Source organism: Cellvibrio fibrivorans, assembly GCF_031457055.1.
Classification (GTDB): Bacteria; Pseudomonadota; Gammaproteobacteria; order Pseudomonadales; family Cellvibrionaceae; genus Cellvibrio; species Cellvibrio fibrivorans.
In genome coordinates this window covers 695713-719247 of the sequence record NZ_JAVDVX010000001.1, presented here as the reverse complement: position 1 = coordinate 719247, position 23535 = coordinate 695713, and the positions used below count along the sequence as shown (strand labels likewise).

Genomic DNA, 23535 nt, shown 5'->3' with positions numbered 1-23535 from the left:
TTATTATTAAAAAACGCCAGTAGGCGTATCACATTCTCAGTACTACTTAGAAAACCAGGACTTTGTCAGCCCATAGTGTCCAATCAGTGAGTTCTTCCAGCGTACCCCGATGGGTACCCTCTGCTAACTCTTCTTCCGTCATACCGCGCGCGTCCATACAAGTGCCGCAAACACCAATCTTGCCTTCACGACGAATAACCGGCCCAAACATCAGTTCAAGGTTGTAATAACCTTGAGGAACTTTCTGGCCGCGCTTGGCGCAAACAGCGGCGTCTCCCATCAAAAATATGCGCACATCGTCAGACGCGCGCTTGGCGATAGCGCCTGCAAGGCGTACACCGTTGTAGCTACGTTCGGTTCCGTATGGTCCATCATTCAATATGAATAAAATATTGCTCACGTCTGTTTCCTCTTGATTTCCTGTGGTGTTGGTAGGCACTGGATCAAGAGGGACGTTCGTAACTTCCTACTAATCTCCCGTCAAACAGTACCCGTTTGTATTGCAAATCCTCGTGCTACCCAATCCGCCACGCCTTCTTCCCAACGTGTTGCCTGGTAGCCTTTTTCGTTTAACCGGTTCACGGCCTCAATCGACATGACGCACAATGGTCCGCGACAGTAGGCAACAATTTCGCGATCCGGCGGTAGATCAGCCATTTTCTGTTCCAGCTCAGACAGGGGAACAGAGATTGCGCCCGGAATATGGCCTGCTAAAAATTCATCCGATGGACGCACATCCAATACGGTGACTTCTCCGCGCCTTACCCGCTCAAGCAACGTTTCATTGTCGGTTCGCTCAAGCGCGCCGCGTTCGCGTAAGAATGCTTCGGTCACCTGGCGAACTTCCAACAATCGCGCTTCACCCACGCGACGAAGCACCCCGCACAATCCAAGCACTTCCTGATCAGCGAGCCGGTAAATAATGTTGACGCCATTGCGTTCGGACTCAATAACCCGCGCAGATCGAAGAATCTGCAAGTGCTGCGACGTATTCGCCACACTCTGGTTTACTTCATTGGCAATCGATTCAACGGTGCGCGGCCCTTGGCTCAATACATCAAGCAGCTCTAATCGAATGGGACTCGCCAAGGCTTTTCCGATACGCGCCAATTGCTCGTAGAGTGAATCTTTGAACTGTCTATTTGAGGAGGTCATGGATTTTCCATTTTTCAATTGATTGCTTGAATTATAGATTCCAAACGCCATTCATCAAACAGCTATGTGCTCCCCAGACTCTAATGCACTGAATAAAACGGTATTGCCTGCAAAAAACTCTCATTGGTGACCGCTGCTGATCAACCCCTGAATCCTCATTGCCTTGACAATCTATTTGAAGCAGATATTCTAGTCAAGCATTCAATTAAATAATTGAATATAAGATAATGACGCTTCAGGTGTCAGGTATTGATATAAGCACCCGTAGCTAAAAGGATTCCTTAACCCTATGCGCAAACACACATTAGTGGAATTCGCGACCCATCATCCCCGCTGGGTTGCAGCCATAACACTCATCATTACCGCGTTATTTTGCACCCAGTTCCCGCGCATCACTCTGGATACCAATCCGAAAAATATGCTGCCACCTGACTCGGCAGTACGGGTATGGAATGATGAGATCGAACAAACCTTCCGGCTATATGAAGACACCATTGTTGTGGCTGTGCACAACGATGAAGGTGTCCTCAATCTCAAGACGTTGGGCAAAATACATCAGGTTACTGAACAGATATTGGCGATAGAAGGTGTCGCAGCCCGCGACCTGGTCAGCTTCAACACGATTGACCATATCAGCGCCGACAGTGAGGGACTTGATGTCGCTCCGCTGATGTCAGAAGCACCAACGACTACTGCGGCACTTGAGACCCTTCGGGCCAAACTAATTGGAAATCCGCTCTTCACCGACCGGATTATCTCCGAAGACGAAACCATGGCCGCTCTCTATGTGCCCTTGGAAGAAGGTGCTAACGGCAAACAGGTAGCCGATAACATCCGCGCCATTATCGCTGCGCAAGAGAGTGGCGATGATTTTTATGTTGCCGGTGATCCGGTTGTCAGGGATACCTTTGGTGCGGATATGTTCACCATGATGGGGCTGTTTGCACCCATTGCCGGGATGATCATGTTTATCGCCATCCTCTGGATGTTCAGCAGTTTGCCTCTGGCCATGTCCATGATGGCCGTAGCCATGGTCAGTATTTTATGCAGCATGGGATTATTAATTGGATTGGGTTTTCCAGTGCATATTATGAGTTCCATGGCACCCGTCTTCCTGATGGCGATTGCAACTGACAGTATCCATATTTTCAATGAGTTTTATCATCGCTATCGCAGTGGTGGCAACAAACAACAGGCCATTCATGAAACCCTGGATGCCGTAAGTCGCCCGGTGCGCTATACGGCCTTCGCCACAGCAGCCGGATTTGCCGTGCTGTTATTTATGGAAATCATTCCCGTACAAGTCTTCGGCGGTGTGATTGTTTTCGGTACCTTGTTGCTGCGCCTGTTGAGCTTTACCTTAATCCCCGCGTTATTGATGATGATGGATGAGAAAAAAATTCTCGCCGCCGTCGCTCGTGAAAACAGCAAACAGCAAGCCTCTACACATTGGCTAATAAAACTTGCCGGTATCGGCGTCAATCACCCGAAAAAAATAATCGCAGTAGGCGCTGTGATGATGGGGATTTCGGTCGTCGGTATCACCCAAATAACTATTAATAACAATTTGGTTGAATGGTTCACCAAAAACAGTGAAGTGCGAATTGCAGATGAAAAAATCAACCAATCTCTCAGTGGTACAGCATCAGGCTACATTGTTGCCATTGCACCGCAAGCCGAAGGGATAAAAACACCAGAAGCTATGCAATATCTCGATGGTTTGCAGCGCCATTTGGAGTCTCTACCAGAGGTCGGTAAAACCTTTTCGATTGTCGATTATGTCAAACGCATCAATCGTGTATTGCACGAAGACGACGCCGATTTTTATGTGATTCCAACCGATGCCGATACGATTGCCCAATATCTGTTTTTGTTCGGTATGTCTGCTAAACAGTCCGACCTCGATAACGTGGTTGACTACCCATTCCAGCAAGCCAACATTTGGTTGCAATTGAAGACCTGGGATGCGGAGGCGATGCGAACTGTTATTCGAGCTGTTGAGAACTACCAACAGCAAAACCCCATCGATCTGGAATTCAAGCCAGCAGGCACAGCGTATTTCAACGTAGTGTGGAATGACGAAGTTCTCTGGGACATGCTCAAAGGATTTATTCTGGCACTGCTCGTTGTTTTTATATTACTCGCCTTTAATTTCCGCTCCATCCGGTGGGCACTGATTGGGTACATCCCACTATTGTTTACCATCATGATGATTTATGCCGTGATCGGATTTACGGGCAAAGATTTTGATATGCCCATCTCCGTACTCTCATGTCTATCACTCGGCATGGCGGTCGATTTTTCCATTCATTTCATTAGCCGTTTGCGCCAGCGAATGGAAGAGACAGCAACAACCGGCGAAACCCTTGCCGATAATTTACTCTGGACAGCTGTGCGCCCCGGCAAAGGCATCATGCGCAATGCCATTTTATTCGCCGCTGCATTTTCGGTAATGATGTTTGCACCTCTGACCCCCTACATTACGGTAGGCGCATTTATTCTGAGCATGATGTTAGTGAGTGCACTAACCACATTAATTTATCTTCCGGCGTTAATCCTACTATTTCAACGTTGGCTATTCGTCAAAAAAGCACTGCCTGATACCCGCTCTTCAGCATCCGCAGTCACTTCTATTGGAGAAGGTGCATGATTTCCTTGATTAAAAAACTAATCAATCCCGGACTTTTTTTGGTGGGTCTGGCCGCTGTGCCCTCAATGAGTTTAGCGATGGATGCAACTGAGATTGTGCAGCGTTCATTGGATGCAACTTACTATGCCGGTGCCGATATGCGTACCAAAGTTACCATGCAGTTAGTGAATCCAAAAGGCGACATACGCGAACGTGAGATGACTATGCTCCGTTTAAATGGAGTTGACGGTGAGCAACGTTACTACACCTATTTCCATCGCCCCACTGATGTGAAAGGGACTGCATTTCTCGTGCAGAAATTTACCGGAAAAGAAGATGATCGCTGGATCTTTGTGCCCGCGATTAAATTAGTGAAACGTATTGCTTCTGATGATAAACGCTCTTCGTTTGTGGGATCAGACTTTACCTACGAAGATGTTTCTGGCAGAGAGGTTGCCGATGAAACGCATGTGCTGATCGGTGAAGAAACATTTGAAGGCAGGCCGGTCTATCGCATTGAAAGCAAACCGGTAAAACCGATTGATTACAGTCGCCGGGTTTCATTGATCGACAAAGAGCGCTGGCTGCCCTTGAGTGAAGAATATTTTGATTTGCGCAACCGTCCATCCCGTGTGTTCAGTGCCGTTGAAGTGGAGAGCATCGCTGACATATGGACGATCACCGCCAGAACAATGAAAAACCTGCAAACCGGATATCGCACAGATGTCACTTATCAAGACATCAATTATAACTCCGGGCTTGAGGCAGATATCTTTACCGAACGCTACCTGCGTAACCCACCGCAGCAATGGGTTAAATGACGCGCATGGATTTTGTTTACAGTAAATCGTTACCGATGTTGGCAATGAGTCTCTTGATACTTAATAACCCGGAAGTCAGCGCCGAGGTGAATGGTATTTTACAGTCTCACACCACCGCGAGGGTTCACACCGAATCGTGCGGCAGTAGTGATTGTGAGATTCCATTTTCAGAACTACGCGCACAACTGAAAGCAGACTATGCAACTAATGACAATGCACATTCGTTTACTGCAAATCTGGAATTGGTTCAGGATTTTGTTTTTGACGAAACCAGTGCACGGGCGCGTGAACTCTATTGGGATTGGACAAAAGATGCCATTCAGTTAAGAACCGGGCGGCAAATGATCACTTGGGGCACAGGTGATATGCTGTTTATCAACGATGTATTCGCCAAAGATTGGAATGCTTTTTTTGGTGGAATGCCAATGGACTTTCTCAAGCGTCCAACAGATGCGATCAAGTTTGACTTTTATCCGGGCAACACAACGATTGAAACGGTAATAGCGCGCTTCGATGAAGATCATTTGCCGGAGATGCGACGCTTTGAAATGCAATCCCTGTTATTAGCGCCCCCGATTACAAGGGAATCGAATGATGATGATTTGGAATACGCTGGAAAGCTATCGCGTTCCTTTTCAGGGTGGGATGTCAGCGGTTATGCATCGAAAGGCTATTGGCGCAGAGCATCGTATCAACCGGCCATTGCAGCGCCAGGAACCAACGTTTTCCACCCGCGCCTGAACACCTATGGTGCAAGTCTTACAGGGCAAATTAAAAACGGGGTATTTAATCTTGAAGCGGGTTACTACGATTCACGTGATGATGTATCTGGTTCAAATCCCTTCATCCAAAATAGCCAGACCCGCCTGTTGAGCGGATACAATCGACAGCTTTGGAAAGACTCCACACTGGGTGTGCAATTTTATATCGAGCACATGGAAAACTATTCGGCATACCGAGCCGCCGCGTCATCGGCTACGGCAGTGTCAGCAGAGTGGAACAGGGTTGCTACGCTACGATTTACACAATTCCTCATGCACCAAACGTTAACGGTTAATATATTTAGTTATTGGGGGCTGAGCGAATCCGACCGATTTTTACAATCCACACTCAGGTATGCGTTTAACGATAATCTCTGGGGTGAAATCGGAACAAATATTTTTTCAGGAAATTCGCAAGGTATGTTCGGTGCGTTTGATCGTAACGACAACCTCTATTTAACACTGCGCCTTGCATACTGATTTTCAATAGGGCTTTATTTTATGACCACACCCATTTATCTCGACTACAACGCGACCACACCCATTGCGCCAGAGGTGATCAGTGTGATCACTCAGTGTTTGGTTGAATTTGGAAACCCGTCGTCCAGTCACGCCTACGGTCGCCGCGCCAATGAATTGGTTCAGTTGGCACGTGCGCAGGTTGCGCAATTAATTACTGCCACTCCAGCAGAAATTATTTTCACTGGCTGTGCCACCGAGTCCAATAATCTTGCGATCCTCGGGATGGCACGCGCCAGCGTAAATAAAAAACATATCATCACCAGCGCAATTGAACATCCAGCTGTTATGCAACCCTGTTTGCAATTGCAACGGGAAGGCTGGGATCTGACAGTATTACCAGTTGATGCCAATGGATTAATTAATCTTGAAGTGCTCGCGAGCCACATCCGCCCGGATACCGCGTTAATTAGTATCATGCATTCCAATAACGAAATTGGAACCATCCAGCCCATTTCCGATATCGCGCTGATCGCGCGGGCGCGGGGCGTACTGCTGCATGTTGATGCCGCTCAATCCATTGGCAAAGTGAAAGTCGATGTGAAGGAATTGGGGGTTGATGCGTTAACCATCGCAGGGCATAAATTTTATGCTCCAAAAGGTGTGGGAGCGTTGTATGTGCGTGAAGGCACACCCATTAACCCAATCATGTATGGTGCGGGTCACGAGCGCAGCCTCCGACCTGGAACAGAAAATGTTATTGCAGTTGCAGCACTGGGCGAAGCCGCTCGTTTAGCTGCCGCACGGCTACCGGAGGCTGAACCTTATTTAAAACAATTACGCGACGAATTACTCAGCCGCTTACAAGCAGGTATTCCCGGAATCATCTTGAATGGCCATCCAGAGCACCGACTTCCCAATACATTAAATATTTCATTCCCAGATGTCAGTGGCCGTGCACTTCTTGAAAGCGCAGCAGGCCAGATCGCTGCATCAGTAGGCTCAGCCTGCCATTCACATGGTGATGCAGTCAGCGGTGTGTTGGCAGCGATAGGTGCATCTGCTGACCGCGCGCGGGGTTCAGTAAGATTGTCAGTAGGGATCTCAACAACTGAAGACGAAATTAAACAAGCCAGCCAAATTTTAACTAACAGCTGGAAGACAATGGTGAGTAAACATATAAGGTGATGAGAAGTTTTGGTGTTTAACTGGATTAAACGTTAACCTGCGTACTGCCAGTTACCGCGCTCGGCCAGAAGCGGAAGTTTATGTGCTTATGTATAAGTCAAAGCGTAGTGCGGATTAATACAGTTACTTTGATATATTTCATCAGACCACAGCTTCTGACAGACTAAGAAACATACTTCTTATCGGCATCAAAAAGAAGTGAATAAAATCATCGATGTGATTTTTTTCTAACTCAATTTTATTGTCTTTAACCCAAGTCTTGAGAAGAGGAAGGTCACTCTCCTTTATTGCACCTTGATTGTGAACCAGTCTATTTCTTATCCTAATTATTTTGTATAAGTAGCTCAGCTCATGCGAGCCTATTACATTACTATGAATATTTAACACATCATGTAATGCTTGATTTTTTTTAAGTATCGGGCTATCAATTGTTCTTCCATTAGAGTTTGGTTTTGCCATTTCAATTTTAGAACCACAAACTTTAAAATGTTTAATTAATGAATCGGTTAAATTTTCATAGTTAGAAACTAGTGATATAACTGTTTGATAAGAGTTTATCCTTTCGAGATTTCCAGAAACACTACATGCACTCATATCTTCATTACTTTTAACAGTAGTAAAACCTCTAGAAAAGTTATCGCTTAAAAAAATCTCTTCATCTTTTTTAAGAAAATCATCAGCTTTGATTTTCGTATCCGCATATAGAACGACAGAGTACAATGTAGATATGTCATCGATCTTCGATAGGTAATTATCATAGAGGGTAGACAACTCACTATCTTCGATATTTAAAGACCACTTTTTCATTATTTTGAACTTCCCAGAAGTTACTAGAGCCCCAAAAATTGCATATGTCAGGCAGATCTAAAAGCTTTCCAAGCCAAGCTATTTAAATGATGTATGCCAACATTCGGCCAAAAGCGGAAGTTAGATATCACTCACCTCTCTGCCGATATGGTAACTAGGCTTTTACCACGGTGTCTTGTTAGCCTTAAAAGCTAATTGTTTGAATGATAAGAATTAAAAATAGATTGCCCTATCTTTATTATAGCTTCATTGCGTTCAGAAAAAGATGCTTCTGTTTGTGCAATATATATGCTGATGATTAAAGGGGATTGAGTTTCGCCCCAAACAACAGCTGTAATGCTTCTCGTTCCAAATCCACCAGCCCCTGAACGATCAGCAATTTCCCAGCCTTTAGGTAATACCGAACGCAGTAAGTTGCCTGTAACTTGATTGTTTACCATCCATTCTTTGAGTTGTTGCTGACTTGGCCTGGAAAGAACCGAGCCAAATAAAAGTCTATTGATCGTTTTTGTAATAGCGTTTGGGGTTGTTGTATCTCTAATGTCATTAAGTAGTGCTTCATTTAGTTCTGGCTCAAAACGATCCAATCGAGTGACGTCATCTCCAGTTTTTCGGATGAAGTCCGTTATACCTTCTGTTCCAGCCACCGCATTTATAATTATGTTAGCGGCAGTATTATCACTCGTATGCATTGTAGCTGCACACGCATCTTTAAGCGTTATCTCTTGGCCTACATGTTTCTCCGTGATTGGCGAATAAGTGACTAGCTCGTCACTCTTAATTAATACTGTGCGACTTAACAGTGATTTATCGCTGTCAGCGTCATGAAGCAATTTAGCGCAGGCGATAGTTTTAAAGGTACTTGTCAAAGGAACTCGTTCATTCCCTTTGTAATGCCAATGCTCCCCTGTTTTGGTGTTCAGCACAGCAACACCAATGTGGGCTGATAGATTGTCTTCAATTAATTTAATTTCTTTTTTAACGGGCGTAAAATCATGGCTGATAGCAACTGATGAGATAGAGGTAAAAACTAACAATGACAAAGCATGCAAATTGAACACATTTGAAAATTTCACATTTATAAATCCATAAAATTATTGTTCGACAGCATTTTAGATGCTAATCGGCTTGCAGCAAAAAAGTCCAGTATCCGCTTTGGGCACAACTGAGTCGGTCTTGAAACCTGAAATTATGGATCGAGTCAATTACATCGGATATCCGCCAAAAGCGGAAATTGAGAATAGTTTAATATCTTAATCGGAAAAGGCGATTGCAGCGTCAGCTCCAGGATTTTTTCTACAGTCGCTTGTTAGAGTTGTTTTCGCACAGCGGCCTCCAATGCTCTTTCAATTTCGGCAACCCGAAGCTTTCCGAAGTGTTCGTCTTCTTCAAGAATTCTTCTAGTTTTATATTCTTTAAGCATTGAAAGTATTGCATTACTAAAACCTACCTTTGTTGCCAAATGCATGCAAACTGCATCCTCGATAAAGGCAGCTTGCCAAATTGCAAAATTTTCTCCTTTCAGTGCTGCTTTATCGAGAGTAAGAGCGGCTTGAATTTGCTGGTTATAAAGTCCTGCCAAGTATGACCACTGCGATGAAAAGCGAGTATATAGTGCGGCGTAAGTAGCTCCAAAAATTGCTCCAAGCCAAGGAATGGTGTCATTAACCTCAGCTAAAAATTCATTCCATGAGAATGAAAATGTACTTCCTTCAGAGGAATATGACTTTAATCCAATTGCAAGCAGATAAAGATAAGCAGTAATAAATAGAGTTCTAAAAAGAACAGCCTTTCCACCATTGGGTCGGCTATTTAGAAAAAATTCAGCGGTCAAAAATGACATTATTTTATCCATAATTTACCTCCTTATACTATAACGCTTTGCTAATTGGCTGTCGTAGCGTAGACAGTCCAGTGGAAGCCACGTTTTTTGTGGCTGAAACTAAAACAAACAACTTGGTAGCTGCTCTACAAGCTATTTTTTCGACTTCTTCCACTTTTTACTAGCCAGACTAAGTACTCAACACCATAGTTTGTAATAGCGATGTGCTTATCCTTTTGAATGATCAACTCTTTTTGATAAAGAAATTTTAAGTAATCTGGAATAGTCCAATCGCCAAGTATCTCTTTGTTCCTTGAGATTACCTCTGAAACGTAACCATCAACAAAATCATCTGGCCTACCTTCCGGTATTGAATCATTCAAAGCTCTTAGCAGTTCAATCTGGCTAGAGAATATGTCTTGGTTAATAATCTCAAAGTATAAAGAAATTTGTGTTCCTGCAAGATGCTTGATGAGCACTTTTGCCGTATCACTTTCACATTCAAGATTTTTTTCCTTAAGATCTTTAATTATCAATTTTTCATAATCATTGATACCAATGCTATCGCCAATTCGATTAAGAAGCTGCTCAACATCATTTTTGTTTGCACTAGTGGTAGCTATCTGGCTATTTGCTTTTTGCTGGCTTGAGCTTTCATGATAGTCACCGTAAACATTCGTGTGATTCTGTTGCTGGGTTTGTGTGTTTGAAATAGATATTAGCTGATTCAATAATGAAGAGTTCTTTTGTTCTAGCTCTTTAACTTCTGCTTCTTTCTTTTTAGCCTCTCTAGAGATCGACACCAACTTTCCAACCGAAAAGTTATCAAAAGATTCTGAGAGGACTAATACGGCTAAAATTAGTATTAGTGTTATTACACCTGAACCAATTTCACCCTTAGGCTCTGTAAAATAAAAATTAAAACTTATCATTCCTACGAGCATTAGAGATAAAAGTATAAGCAGCACTCTAACAAAAGTTGATTTTTTCTCAGAATTGTCCATGAAATTTCCTTCAAAGCTAACAACGCGGCAAACGGCAGAATTTAAGTTGTAGGTATTGATTTTTTACCACAGTCGCTTGTTAGGTGCCATTTTCTTTAGCTCTCCACTCTGCTACTTTTGATTGAGCAAAGAAAAGTGGGTGATCCGTTGAATGTATAGAAGTAAATGAAATTGCTTCATTTAAAGACGTATTATTGAACTTACAGCGGCCAAAATATGCAGATAATTTCTGCTGATGGCGCTTAATCGGCTTGTCGTTGTTTGCGAGAACCCAGTAGAGTATATGAACTAGAGCGTCATAATTTTTGCCTTCAATTCGAAGTATGTTTGCTAGGTCTTCATGAACCTGCGAGTCTAGTGCTAATGCTTGATGCGCTGTAAAGCCGTAGCGATTTGCATGCTGCATATAAAAGTTCTTTTGCTCATGATAGAGCTCCCAAGCTGCATCATGTTGCTTAGCATGAACAGCAGCCTTGGCTTTGTGACCTGCTTCAGCAGCTTTTCCTAGAAAGTCATTCACATGAAATTCAGCAATCATTTCCTCAGCATACTTTTGAAATTCAGAATCGGCTTTTGGATTTTTCTTTTTGAAAATACTGAATAGTCCCAATTTGGTAACCTAACAATGTAATTAAATGGAAAGTTTTCACCTTTCGCGCCGGAATTTTTCTGTCTAAGTCTTAGAGGCTATTTAATAACACATCTTCCAATCACGCGCTATCATTGGCTTTCAGTCGCACCATGATTTTCTACTAAGGGGCAAAAGGTGGAAAATTTCCAGCTTAGCTTAATTTTTGGTGGATTTGATTAGGCGCAAACATCAGCTCTTTAACTCATTACTGCGGCAACTTCCGCTTGGGGCACAACTGAGTCAGCCTGGATACATTGAATTTTGAATCTGGTCAATTACATCGCATAACGGCCATTTGCGGACATTAGCCTTTTAGATTGTTACTGTTTGTTGGCAATTCTCCATAGGTCATTACCCAGCCTTTAGATAAGACCGCAATTTCATTTTCTGTAAACTTTTCTTGATAGGCAACAGCCATAGCTGCACATAGGTAACTGTTACAAGCCTTTGACCACTCATCATCTAATAATAAACAACCTTCATCATCTGTTAACAGGGCCTTTCCACCTGTAAGCTCCTTAGCTCGGTCAAATACTTGTGAATATATAATTTTGAAAGCACTATTGATTGGCGAGCAACCTTCATCACCAGGCATTGCAATGGAATTTTGATGGTTACGCCCGTAAAAAGGAGGATCGACATTTTTAGTTCCTCCGAAAATATTCCAACCTTTGGAATATATCTCTAGTGACTCAGGATTAAAAACACTTGATAATTTTTTAGCTGTCCCGGTATCAATAGACCCAGCGGACTCAATAATTTTTAAAATGCTCGCCCCAAAATCCCCCAAAAGAAGTGCAAGTGGAAGTCTCTCAATTATTTTTACAGCATTAGCTCTTGTATATTTAGCATACTCAAGAAGACCAGTATTTTTTGCTTCATCTTTAACCTCTGCCCGCCAAAGTGTTCCAGGCCATTTGGCAATGACTATATTTTCTAAACAATGATCTACCACTATCCAAGGCGCACCTTTCTTTTCGGTTTGGATTATTTGACCGACATTTGCATTTTTGAGATATCCTTGGTTGCTATCTGCAACATAGATAAACCCAACAACTTCTTCTCTTCTTCCAAATAGCTTCGATAACATCATAAACTCTCGGTGAGGAAGGTCTTCAATTTAAAAAATCAAAATTAAATCTATCTGCTATCGGCCAAAAGCAGACATTGAGGATACTGAAAGCTCACATGCAGAAAAGACAATTTCGGTGTCAACTTCTCGTATTTCCTACCACAGGCGCTTATTAAGGATATTTTTCGTTTATATAGTGACGACAAAATCCGCCCGCAAAATTTATAATGACCTCTACAGCTTCATCTAAATCAGTGATAGCTGATTTAGGTTGTTTAAACCCCAATTCTCCATGCCTAGCATAAGGGCCAAGTAAAAGTGAATTATTGCATGCTGCATGAAAGTCTTTTATTTTTTTTGGATCTGCAAATTTCTCAATAGGATAGCCGTATTCTTTAGAGTAATACTTCACGGTGTCATATATTTTATAAAGAGTGCCCCAAGTCATTATTTTTTGGAAGGCTCCCGAAAGCGTAATTAACCCAACCTGAAGGATGAGAGAGCGTAATGCGACATCTTTCTTGCAAAGATGTAATAAATGGGATGAAAACTTTCCCTTTGCTGGACGATACTCACTTTCTTCAAGGTCAATTTTTGGATTGGCTGAAAAAGGAAAGTTTTCGATATGCGAAGTAGATATGCTATGAATTGCGCCTCCATTGCAAGCTGCAAAACACGTAAACTCTACCGGACAAGAATGCATGCTATTCCAGGCTATTCTGAGGCAGCCGTTAAGTAGCAGCTGTAAAGTAAATAAACGTGAAGCAATTAATTTCTCATCAGTTAGTTCGTCAATATGATACGAATAGCCAAAAAATTGCATTCCCATATGATCATTTTCATATGAAAGTGCAATATCATTACCCCAAAATTCTTGTGTTAAATCTGGATAATAACTGCCGGCAGATATTCCGATTTCCCATTTGTGATGTGGCAGCACTTCTTCTCCTTAACGTTGAGCGCAGGGGCGCGTTGTAAGTTGCGCATGTGCGATAAACTTCGCGCAGCGATTCGTTAAATGCACGACTTACAATGCGTCCAGCAAACGAAGTTTGCGAGCCTTGCGCGATTTGTTATGTGTTTAGCTTTTCACTGTGCCACATTTGGGGCACCGAAAGTTGCCAAAGTCTCGCATTCCAACAGGCAACTCAGATACTAAAATTAATTTATTTGAGTCGCTATAACAAAGTGCGCAAAATGGACCTGAAGCAGCACCTGTTTCTGCATTTTTTGCGTAGTAAAAACCTTCTCTGAATTCAACTTCTTGTTTTGATTGCAACTTAGATTCAAGCTCCAAGATTCTCTCTTTTAGCTCTTGATTTTCAACTTTTGCTTCAGATAGATGAATTTTGGCATCACTTAACGCTTCGACCAAATTGGCTAATTTTAATTTAACCTCAGCATCTTTTAGCAGAGAGTCGACGCCCCTAAGCTCCTTAGTGATATCTAAAGCTGTCTTTATGGATTGCAAGCCAATAGAGATTGCATTTATATCGACCATTTCCGATTCCTATTTTTCACATAACGGTTTATTCAACGGCCTAAGCCATATATTTACTGGAAGACGAATCCCACCCAACTTCAAAAAACTCCGTACAACAGCACCTTAGCAAAAGATCTCAATTAAGCTGAAGATATACGGTTCAATATATTTGGAAATATATGGCCAACTAAGTTTAAGAGCCGAACATCCGCCTTGGGCACAACTAAGTCGATCTGGATACATTGAAAATTGTTTCAGGTCAATTACATGGCATAACGACCAAGAGCGGAAGTGAACCCAACTAGGGTAGGCGGTAACACTTAACGAACTTGTTAGCTTTGGGCCTTAGGTAAAAGTCTTTTTTGATACCCATATATAACATCACGAGCAACCCCGATCTGTTCCAGTAAGTGCGAAACAACCACCAATTTAAGTATCTCAGCAACATCAACATAGTCACTAATGTTAAGGATTTTGATCAATTTCTTGGGTCTTCCTACATGAGCCAGCTCATTTCTTAGATCACTCAAATTTTTCCCTAAGCTATTATTGTTATGAATGATAAAAATATTTCTTATGGCAGATTTTAATTCATCCGATCCGTATCTGTTTATTGGTCCTTCATACTTATCCGATGTTGGCATTCCTAGGTCATGTGCTATTGATTCAATATTTGTAGAGAATAATATTACGTCACTATATGCAGAATGAAGTGTCCTATGATTTGTTTCGTATTGGAACGTAGTTGACAAGACGCGATAACTATCGTGTAGCTCAAACCAAGTAGAAATTGTCTTTGATAGATCTATTTTATTTCTATTAATAGGCATCAAAAAATGCGATGGATTGCTTTTTGCCAAACCAACAGTTCTGGATTCAAGATTAATACTTGATAAGAGACTTATAGAGTTAGATGCTTCCGCATTTGGAAAAATTTTAACTTCATCTGGAAAGGTTGGCCTATCCATAAATATGGAAAAAAGAGATGTAATTTTGAGTATATCTAAGTACATTTCTTTAATCGTTTTGGGTGTGCATGGAATATACTTAAACAAATATTCAAGGGATTTTCTGAGAAGAAAGGAATTATCAGGAAATGCTGTTTTTATCTTTTCATAAGATGACGAAAGCCGTTTTAGCGCTTTGCCATTTTCATTTATTATCAGATTCATCAGCGTTTCAGTTACATCATTAAAGGTAGCTCTATTTTCAATTTCAATAATCCAGTCAGTACCTTTAATTGTTTCTAATGTTCCATCTTTGTAAGCAACACCATCCAAATGGCCTTGTGGATAAAAAAATTCTTGCATGTGGTGAAATGTAAACCTTGAATGATCGAATTTCTTATCTGGACTAACAAAATCGCCCATTACTAAACATGGAAAACCGTGAGAGCCGTACTTTGTATTTATAACGCCGAATCGCCTGCCACCGAGGTTAAAATTAAACGGGCCAAATAAAGTACACCTTTTCCCATTATTCAAAATCCCAAACAGAATTTCACACGCTGATGGGACATCAGAGTCAACAATACTGTACTCTAATATCAAACCCGTTTCGGGCGAATATTTTATTTTGGCGGAGAACCTTGAAGCGTAGTCATCTTGATTATGAAAAAATTCGCCGAAAAATTCATGCGCATCAAATACACCATAAACATCTTTGCTCATCTCGGGACACTCATGAGTACATCACTATTAATTTTTTCCATATACAATACTTAATTTTTCATTAATTACTTTGCAATCGTCCGCTTTGGGCACAATGTAGTCGGTCTCGATACGTGAAATTGTTTATTGAGTCAATTACATCGCATAGCGGCCAAGAGCAGAAGTTGGCAATAGATTTTTTTGTAATCGTTGCTCAACTAGCAGTTAAATTGAATCGCCAATTCAAAAAATCAAAATATTAGGTTAATGTAGGAGTCGGACATGTTTTTTGCGACGCTATCGATAAAAGACTCCGTATCACTGATCATTATTAACAAAGATGATTTTTCGATTACCAGTAGTGAACCATCTTTTCTTTTACCGCTTCGATGAACCAAATCATGTCGATCCCTTACATATCCAAACATCGTTTTAATAGACGGAAAGTCCATTTCAAATGTCGAGCGATACATCTCACGGACCTCGGGCAATTTATGATAGATCATATCAAGCATCACTATTTTTGCGGAATCCTTTAACTTCTCAGATTCTTTGAAAATATCTCTCAGCTCAAATTTTCTTTTTCCAAACTCGGGATGAGTTGATATAAAGTTTCTAAAATAGATGTCTTCATCCATTGTTTGGTTAATAAAGGTGTCTGATAAAAATGTCTCCATCAACCCAATTGTGCTAATAAATATTTGCCTGTAGAGAATTGGTTCAATATCAGGACTGACAGGAAGTTCGAGTAGCTTTTTAAGGCAGGCTAACTCATTGGAAAAATGATCAATAGGTGAATCGTTGTCAGTTACCGCATTGAATCGTTCTTCATAGTCGTAGCGCTCATAGTCAAATACAGCTGGATTTACTCGAACAACTCTCCCATCTTCTAGTCCTAATATTTTATCCAAAATATGTAGTGGACATTCTTCTGAAAACTCCAAGCGATAGCAGTATATAAGGCCATCGGAGGACTCTTCAGTATCTATCTCATAGTGCAGTATATCTAGCTCCTCGGGAGTGATTCCCAAAGCGTCAGCGAGAGATTCAGCGGACTGAATCATGCTATCTTTTACTCCGGCCATATTTTTCTTCTTTTTTAGGTAATGTTTTTCGAAGGCTTACTTTATTTATTAAGATATCTATTAACAGCTCTCGCATGAAGTTCCGCTTTGGGCACGCTGCTGTCCTTCAACCTGATGCGGCTCGCAGACTCAGTTTAAGCGACTTGTCCCAATCTACCTCATATAGCAGTCTTATCATGCAGCAGATAGCGGCGTCAATTACGCCATCTTACAGCTTGGAATAGCCTATGGGCATCTCACGCGTTGTTCGCAGATGAGCTGGTCGAAGAGTTGCATTAATTGATACGCGGGAGTTCGTACTAGCGCTTAGACTTTAATAAAGCTTTAATATCTGAATAAAATGGACTTGAAAGGATATGAAGAGCTGCTTAAACGGTGCAATATTTTAAATGTCATTTTTTGCTTCAAAATGAACGCAAAAATTCAAATTCTGTTATCTTTCAACCGAATAGGAATTCACGGAACGATTGCTCATGTCTTATACCCATGTCCCCAAAGTCGAAAGTGGTAAGGAGCAAAATAGCTCTAAAACCAATCTTGAAGCCACATCTGAATTTGTTGATAACCGAAGTGCGACAACTTCTCAGCTTGCGGTCCAAAGAATGATGGCAAATGGTCATCAAAATACTGCGCAAAGAATGCTGCAAAATATAATTCATAATTCTCCTGTCGTACAACAAAAGACAATGCAGCTCCAGGATAATGACAAGCTAGATTTAAAGGAAGGTAAACTAGTAAATAGCTATGGTGTAAACGAGATAGTTACATCTGAAAATAAAGAATCGACTATACAATTAGCAAAATATAAATGGGATGGAGAAAAGTGGAGTCGAATTAGAGGATCTGGAAATAGAGGGAGTTATGAAATACCGGAAAAACCCGGGGATTATGAAGGACAATGTTTTGATGATGCGACTGGGGAATACATTAATCCGTCCAGTTCAAGTTCAAGTTCAAGTTCAAGTTCAAGTTCAAGTTCAAGTTCAAGTTCAAGTTCAAGTTCAAGTTCAAGTTCAAGTTCAAGTTCAAGTTCAGATCATGATTCAGATGCCGAGGAAATTATCGCTCGACCTTCTATTTTTGACAGCATTTCAACAAAAAGCTTTCTAAAGTCGTTAGCTCCAAGTGAAACCCACAAATTTAATCTAAGTGAAAACGGTCAAAAACTATATTCTACCGCCCCTAAAAAAGCGGGAAAGAATTTTCTTACATCGGACGATTATCTTGATGGCGAGAGGTCGGATGACGGTTATGATATATCCATGGATTTGAAGAAAAAGAAGAAAACACCCACAGATATTGCTGAAATAATAGGTTCAGGAGAAAGCAAGGAAAGCCGGTTAAGAGTCACGCCAAAAACCAAAAACGCGAAGGTAAAGAAATATTTCTATGTTGGCGACGAAGTAACATCTACTTATAAAGGTGTGCCTATTAAAATAAGAGAGGACTATACAGAAGATTCAATTCATCCTCGACTGGAGGCCGGTGGATCTGATATGTCCACAGATAGAATATCTAAAGTTATTTCCAAGCTGGAAGGCAGTCAGCACGAAGAATGGTTTCTTCGAGGATTGACCGGTAATGAATTAAGTGATGATGAAAAAGAAGCGCACAAAAATGATCAAAATGTGCTTGGCGCTTTTAAGTTGGGTGTGGAGCTACGTGCAATAGGCATGTTCAGTGATGCCCATGAAGAAATTAGTTCAGAATTAGTATCTGGGTTTTTATTTTCGAAAGTTGGTTCCACTCAAGACGCCAAAAATTTATTCTCAAATCCATCATTTACAGATAAACCAGGTGGATTGCCAAATCAAAATACTGGGGCGTCCGGTTCGGATATGTTCAAATTTACTCATGCTCTTTCTGCGGGAGAGGTTACTCACAAAACTCGAAGTGGTACTGCAAGTCTACCCAAGCTAAATAAGGCAAAAGCAATAAATGCGTCTGCAAAGGAGCATTTAATAGAAATCACCGCTGGTGATTTGAGCGAAGACGAGCCCACCAAACCCAAGAAGAAAAACAAAAGAAAACGCTCTTCATCGAAGGAGAAATTGATACCCGCGAAAGTGCCCAAAAAAACTGGAACAGCAAAAAAACGAGTGCTCGAGGTTAGCTCCGATAAAAGTTCAGGAGATGAAGCTGAGGTTCCCTCTCAAGAAACAAATCAAGAAGAAATGATTTTAATTGATCTAGATGAAGCCCCAATGGAGGAAGAGAAATCTATTGCTACCAACCTCAAGCGTGGTAGAGGTCGCCCTAGGGGAGGGGGTAGAAACCAAGGTCGAGGAGGCAAACACCGATAATAGGACTGGGTTAGCATTAGCCTTTGTAATCCCCTGTATTTCCCGTGCCTCTCCCTATGGATTAGAATCCTGCCACCCTATCTCCCAAGCAAAGGCTCGGCAAGGCCAAGGAGATAATTTTAGAGGCGAAGTCCTTAACTATCAGCGCTCAGCATCCTATAGTAACTATTGCGCTAGCTTGCCTTTATGGGAACCAAAACTGGGGAACATTGGCATTATAAGGGGAATGAGCGAGTTCCTTTGACAAGTACTTTTAAAACTATCGCCTGTGCTAAATTGCTTCATGACGCAGACAGTGATAAATCGATATTGAGTCGTACTATATTGGTTAAGAGTGACGAGCTAGTTACTTATTCGCCAATTACAGAGAATGTTGATTTGCACCGTTCTTTGAACCACATTCGCATCCAAAATTGACCCAGAATAAAAACAGGACAACTGAACACGCATATAGCTTTAAAGTTATTTCCTGTGGGTCAAAATTCAACGCAAAAGTGGATCAATTCTAAACACAAATCAACATCTAGCAATATGAGCGATTGATTCTCTATGCACGATTTCGGTCTGAAGAAACTTAACTGGACCTTTTTTAAACTGAGTCAGCTGCTGGAGAATTCCACTTTCAAACTTGAAACTTCCTTGCTCATACACACTTGTATCTAGCGATATGGCACCATACTCCATTTCAATACTTTTACTGAATAAGGCCATTGATATTTCTCGATAGTAAATGTTTCGTTTGATTTGCAATTTCCTGTAAAAACTGATTGTACTCTTCGGGTACAACTGAGTTGTCTGGATACACTGAAAACTGTATCAGCTTAGTTGCATCACAGACGCCCAAGAACGGACGTTGAACTAAGCCCTATATAAAACGACGGCTGGTTCACAAGCTATTCCACGAAACTCTAAACGGGTACCCTTAAAAACAATGAGAATCCACAAATTGCCTGACCTCTTCATTTTCAATTTGCCATTGCCTAAAGTGTGAGAACGAGCCTGGTATTCCTGGAAAAATCCCTTTTGCATGCATAATTAACTTATGTGGGATATAGAAGTCCGAAGCTAAATCGTGGCAATATTTTATCAATCGCGTAGATAGGTGTTCAGGACCACCTTTGTCGCTTGCATAGATGAGAGTTACATTCTCGGGAAGATAACAATTGTCATAAATGGGTTTTTGACGACTATTGAATAAATCGTGGTTCCCGAGGTCAGAATCAACAACCAACCCAATCGTACCGAAAAAATCTGGACGATACTCCAATGATTTAAGTAACTGCCACCAGCCTAAATTTTCCGGTTTTTCTTTTACGTTCCACATCTCAAGCACAGCAAGTATTGCTGCACTACACGAAATATTGTTCGATCCCCGACTTTCTGGTTTCAAATGAAACGCGACTGTTATTGAGACGTCCGATCCGTTTAAGCGGTGTGTATTCGTGTCGATAGCTATTAAATGATCGTAAGAAAATAATTGGTGGTTGGAGTCAATAAAAGTATCGTTAGTAGAACTAGTACTTCGATGAAGTGCTTTTGGAATTCCCTTTTCTCGCTCTCGCTGATACAGAAGTTTGGTCTTACCGACCAACGGATGAATGTTACCGTTTCGAACTCCATGAATAGTTTGAGTATTTAGATTGAACAACACCCCATCAAGCTCATAGTAGTTGCGTGGGTCCAGTTCAAGCACCAACGTGCGCTTTTTTCTCAAATCAAATTTTTTCATCCTAAGATCTCATGTCCGTCAATGCATAATGGATAACTTCCTTCACCTGAATTAAGACTGAACAATCGACACGCCAAACACAGGCTACAGGTTACATACCCTATCGTTGCTTACAAATAAAATCCAAGTTTATGTTCCTGCTGGATCTAGTAGGAACATACGAATAGGTGTTACCTTTGTCGGCCAATTGCGAACACTTAGCGTGAAATCATCCAGTGCCAAATTATTTAATGCGCCTAAGATTTTATTAACTTATGCCAAATAAATGCTGGCTTCTTTTTGAGCTGACGGGCGCCGTCAATCATCGGATAAACCTCCGTCAACGCACCAACTGAGGTCAGCATTAGCGCGGGAATCAAAGGCACCGCAGACCCCGTTGCAATAGCTGCGGCAAGACCACTCAGAGTCACAAGCCCGCCTTTAACTCCCGCCTTATATAAGGAGCCAACGTTGATACGAATTTCGTCGATTTGCGGCATTATTTCCGAATGAAAAAGTTTCTTCGCCTTTTTTTCAAATTCTTCCGGAGAAACATCTGACAGGCATTCCGCCACATGGAGTAGTGAGTAATTGAATCTTTCAAATGCGTGATAGTGACGGTTCCTAAGATCAATAATCTTTTCTGGGCTTTCAATCGAAATGAATCCTTTGTTCGCCTCTAAAAACCGAGCGGATGGATGTTTTTTCCCTGATTCTTTAATGCCTGACATCGCCAAAAACTTTGCCTCGAACTCAGATTCCGTGATATAGGTATGACCAAGCCGATCAGCTAGATATGTTTCGTTATAAATATTACTCAATCGACTTCGCATTGCTTGATTCACCGACTGATACGCCCAATACTTAAATTGCTCCTCTTCAAGAGTTCCATTTGAATCCCAGGTCTGTTTACAGATTAATTCACCGGCTTCATTTTTTTCGCAATCCTCCAATGATTGATATAAATACAGGCTGACACCAGACTTCCAATAGTCGTTTCTAAATTCTACATGTAGTGCCGTTCTTCTTTTTTGAAATGCACTCTCACTGAGAATGAGCATCTCTCCTTTGTCGGATCTCGAAACCGATTTTATAATGGAGTTTTCATGAATGAAATCGTGAATCTCATCTGGAATGCAAGAGCGAAATGCGTCTTCGGATAAAAGTAAAGGGATTTTATCGCTTGGCCTATTATAAAACGAGAGCGGTAATACCATTAAAAATCCCGCGTTTATGAGCTCAAAGGCCCATTCGAAGAATTTTAGACCCTTCAATACTTGATCAAGGCTAATTTCAGTTGATGATGTTACTAACGGGTCATCCAAGATTATAGAGTCGTATACCAGAGTCGAAGACAGAATAGTCGATTTTGTATTGCTTGTTGAACCCGTACTAAATAATGCGTTCAATTTTTTAGTTATTGCGTAATCAGATATCTCCGACTCAAATGTACTGATTCTCGCAGAATTATATTGCGATAATTTTTCCGAAATTTCCCGGTTTGAATGCTTAGCGATATCTATAGCTCTTCCAGAACTCGTTATAAGTCCTGCATCAAGAAGCAAATCTATGGCAAGTTTACTCAAAGCTACACCTCAAATTATTTATTTTTACTCTTGACAACATGATCTTTGATTTTTGAATATAGCTAGTTTGGCTGGCTTTAACTAAGGCTGGAAATTTGACTCGATTGTAACAATCCCGTTAACGTAGTCAATGAAAGTGACTTTACAGTTTCTCATCCCTCTTATGCTCCTTCCATTTTCTATGACCTCTACTAGAGTGATCTCATCTTCCTTGTTTATGAATCCGACTTGCTCAATATCTTCAATCTTCAACGAGACGATAGACTTGGCATTGCCTTCAATCGAGCCGGGAGAAATCAGTCGTTTTGTTTGAGTATATATCTTAATAGTCGTTTTGTTTTCCTGCATTAAAAGCTGAGACAACTGGCTCTCAGCTTTCATTGGCTCGATAACAGATGAAAAAACCTTCTCGTGAGAGTTTACAATTGAATAATAATTTAGAAAGAATATATTTGATAAGTCATCTTTTGAAAAAATTACTGCATTGCAACCTGGTCTTATAAGTTCGCATGAAACGTAAGCCACCCTAGGACTTAAGGGGAAAAAGAAAAATACGAACTCAATACTTTCGTTTTCAAACTCAACTAGGCTTCGACTTGGAATTATTTCGACAGCATCAGAAATATTTATTTGACGTCGAACCACAGGATTATCGGAAGTCAAGAATTTAAAAGGGGTTGAATTGTATATGATGGTAGAATGCGGGTGTAATAAGTACCCTAAGTCTATGATAGGCAATTGTCTTTTTGTAATATCTTTCAGTGCAGTTTTATATTTATCTCCTCCTTCGAAGTTATCCATAAACCCTGCTATTTTATCCCAAGCACCTTGAAACATATTTATGAATGTATCAACGCGCATGTATTGCAATGTGACGAAGTAAGAAAAAAACGACATATTTTCGTTTGTTATGGTTCCCTCGTTGACTTCTTTGAAATATTTAGAAAAATCCCCTTCAACCTTTGATAAAAAGTTCTCCACCATGGGCTGTTCCGGATTATCTTCCGGAAGGTTATAAAAATAGGGCTTTGTGAGCGACACATGCCTAATTGATCTGAGTTTCCACCCGGACGTTAAAGTATTGTTATTTACATATATTCCGCTTTCATAATTCGGATTTTCCTTTAGCTGTTCTGTTGTATTTGCTATAAAATTCTTTAAATAGCAAGCCGGAACCAAGTGCTGTTTCTTTTTTTCTGGCATTAGCAACACTCTTACAGTTAATTTTTCTATATATCATAAGATAGAAGCTTGATCTTAAATGTTTGATGACAGGCGTCGATATAATCTGACAGTCCGATGCCGACCAAAAGCGAATGCCGACTTAGGCAGCTACAGAGCGATCATCCAAATGCTGAAGCATCAGGAAAAT

Annotated in this window: 21 protein-coding genes; 6 read left to right on the top strand and 15 right to left on the bottom strand. The window is 41.1% G+C overall.

Annotated features, from left to right (window positions below; all coding sequences use genetic code 11):
* Positions 1 to 46: 46 nt before the first annotated feature.
* Positions 47 to 400, bottom strand: coding sequence for a DsrE/DsrF/TusD sulfur relay family protein (locus tag J2X05_RS03060; RefSeq protein WP_062057814.1), 354 nt, complete (start codon positions 398 to 400; stop codon positions 47 to 49).
* Between the two features lie 80 nt (positions 401 to 480).
* Positions 481 to 1155, bottom strand: coding sequence for an ArsR/SmtB family transcription factor (locus J2X05_RS03055; protein ID WP_310068482.1), 675 nt, complete (start codon positions 1153 to 1155; stop codon positions 481 to 483).
* Positions 1156 to 1444: 289 nt separating this feature from the next.
* On the opposite strand from J2X05_RS03055, the gene J2X05_RS03050 reads away from it, so the two are divergent.
* From J2X05_RS03050 to J2X05_RS03035, 4 genes are read left to right on the top strand one after another with little or no spacing between them, the layout of a single operon-like run.
* Positions 1445 to 3805 (top strand): efflux RND transporter permease subunit, encoded by a 2361-nt coding sequence (locus J2X05_RS03050; protein ID WP_310068480.1) that lies wholly within the window; start codon positions 1445 to 1447, stop codon positions 3803 to 3805.
* A complete protein-coding gene (locus tag J2X05_RS03045; protein ID WP_310068477.1) occupies positions 3802 to 4605 on the top strand; it encodes an outer membrane lipoprotein-sorting protein in 804 nt (267 codons plus the stop codon). Before J2X05_RS03050 ends, J2X05_RS03045 begins: the two co-directional genes overlap by 4 nt.
* Complete coding sequence (locus tag J2X05_RS03040; protein ID WP_310068474.1) at positions 4602 to 5846, top strand: hypothetical protein; 1245 nt, start codon at positions 4602 to 4604, stop codon at positions 5844 to 5846. Before J2X05_RS03045 ends, J2X05_RS03040 begins: the two co-directional genes overlap by 4 nt.
* Before the next feature lie 21 nt (positions 5847 to 5867).
* Positions 5868 to 7013: a cysteine desulfurase family protein gene (locus J2X05_RS03035; RefSeq protein ID WP_310068472.1), complete on the top strand. Its 1146-nt coding sequence runs from the start codon at positions 5868 to 5870 to the stop codon at positions 7011 to 7013.
* Between the two features lie 141 nt (positions 7014 to 7154).
* Here J2X05_RS03035 and J2X05_RS03030 read toward each other — a convergent pair whose 3' ends face one another.
* From J2X05_RS03030 to J2X05_RS02985, 10 genes are all read right to left on the bottom strand, one after another.
* Entirely contained in the window at positions 7155 to 7820 is a 666-nt protein-coding gene (locus J2X05_RS03030; RefSeq protein ID WP_310068469.1) for a hypothetical protein, read from the bottom strand.
* A gap of 191 nt (positions 7821 to 8011) precedes the next feature.
* Complete coding sequence (gene bla, locus J2X05_RS03025) at positions 8012 to 8881, bottom strand: class A beta-lactamase (protein ID WP_374725250.1); 870 nt, start codon at positions 8879 to 8881, stop codon at positions 8012 to 8014.
* A gap of 248 nt (positions 8882 to 9129) precedes the next feature.
* A complete protein-coding gene (locus tag J2X05_RS03020; protein ID WP_310068467.1) occupies positions 9130 to 9675 on the bottom strand; it encodes a hypothetical protein in 546 nt (181 codons plus the stop codon).
* A gap of 113 nt (positions 9676 to 9788) precedes the next feature.
* Entirely contained in the window at positions 9789 to 10646 is an 858-nt protein-coding gene (locus J2X05_RS03015) for a hypothetical protein (protein ID WP_310068464.1), read from the bottom strand.
* A gap of 79 nt (positions 10647 to 10725) precedes the next feature.
* Positions 10726 to 11256 carry a hypothetical protein gene (locus J2X05_RS03010; protein WP_310068462.1) on the bottom strand — a complete coding sequence of 177 codons (531 nt, stop codon included), beginning with the start codon at positions 11254 to 11256 and terminating at the stop codon, positions 10726 to 10728.
* Positions 11257 to 11581: 325 nt separating this feature from the next.
* Positions 11582 to 12370, bottom strand: coding sequence for a hypothetical protein (locus J2X05_RS03005; protein ID WP_310068459.1), 789 nt, complete (start codon positions 12368 to 12370; stop codon positions 11582 to 11584).
* 151 nt (positions 12371 to 12521) lie between these two features.
* Positions 12522 to 13289: a hypothetical protein gene (locus J2X05_RS03000; protein ID WP_310068457.1), complete on the bottom strand. Its 768-nt coding sequence runs from the start codon at positions 13287 to 13289 to the stop codon at positions 12522 to 12524.
* Positions 13290 to 13430: 141 nt separating this feature from the next.
* Complete coding sequence (locus J2X05_RS02995; protein ID WP_310068455.1) at positions 13431 to 13850, bottom strand: hypothetical protein; 420 nt, start codon at positions 13848 to 13850, stop codon at positions 13431 to 13433.
* Between the two features lie 314 nt (positions 13851 to 14164).
* Positions 14165 to 15502: an ApeA N-terminal domain 1-containing protein gene (locus J2X05_RS02990; RefSeq protein WP_310068453.1), complete on the bottom strand. Its 1338-nt coding sequence runs from the start codon at positions 15500 to 15502 to the stop codon at positions 14165 to 14167.
* 230 nt (positions 15503 to 15732) lie between these two features.
* On the bottom strand, positions 15733 to 16566 hold the full coding sequence (locus J2X05_RS02985) for a hypothetical protein (protein WP_310068450.1): 834 nt from the start codon (positions 16564 to 16566) through the stop codon (positions 15733 to 15735).
* 473 nt (positions 16567 to 17039) lie between these two features.
* Here J2X05_RS02985 and J2X05_RS02980 point away from each other — a divergent pair, with 473 nt between their 5' ends.
* Both J2X05_RS02980 and J2X05_RS21140 read left to right on the top strand, forming a co-directional pair.
* Positions 17040 to 18869: a hypothetical protein gene (locus J2X05_RS02980; protein WP_310068447.1), complete on the top strand. Its 1830-nt coding sequence runs from the start codon at positions 17040 to 17042 to the stop codon at positions 18867 to 18869.
* Positions 18870 to 19055: 186 nt separating this feature from the next.
* Complete coding sequence (locus J2X05_RS21140; RefSeq protein ID WP_374725243.1) at positions 19056 to 19286, top strand: serine hydrolase; 231 nt, start codon at positions 19056 to 19058, stop codon at positions 19284 to 19286.
* 505 nt (positions 19287 to 19791) lie between these two features.
* Here the strand turns inward: J2X05_RS21140 and J2X05_RS02975 are convergent.
* The 3 genes from J2X05_RS02975 to J2X05_RS02965 all read right to left on the bottom strand — a co-directional run bounded on the left by J2X05_RS02975 (position 19792) and on the right by J2X05_RS02965 (position 23366).
* Positions 19792 to 20598 carry a hypothetical protein gene (locus tag J2X05_RS02975; protein ID WP_310068445.1) on the bottom strand — a complete coding sequence of 269 codons (807 nt, stop codon included), beginning with the start codon at positions 20596 to 20598 and terminating at the stop codon, positions 19792 to 19794.
* Positions 20599 to 20834: 236 nt separating this feature from the next.
* A complete protein-coding gene (locus J2X05_RS02970) occupies positions 20835 to 22163 on the bottom strand; it encodes a hypothetical protein (RefSeq protein WP_310068442.1) in 1329 nt (442 codons plus the stop codon).
* A gap of 81 nt (positions 22164 to 22244) precedes the next feature.
* Complete coding sequence (locus J2X05_RS02965; protein ID WP_310068439.1) at positions 22245 to 23366, bottom strand: DUF4238 domain-containing protein; 1122 nt, start codon at positions 23364 to 23366, stop codon at positions 22245 to 22247.
* Positions 23367 to 23535: the final 169 nt, after the last annotated feature.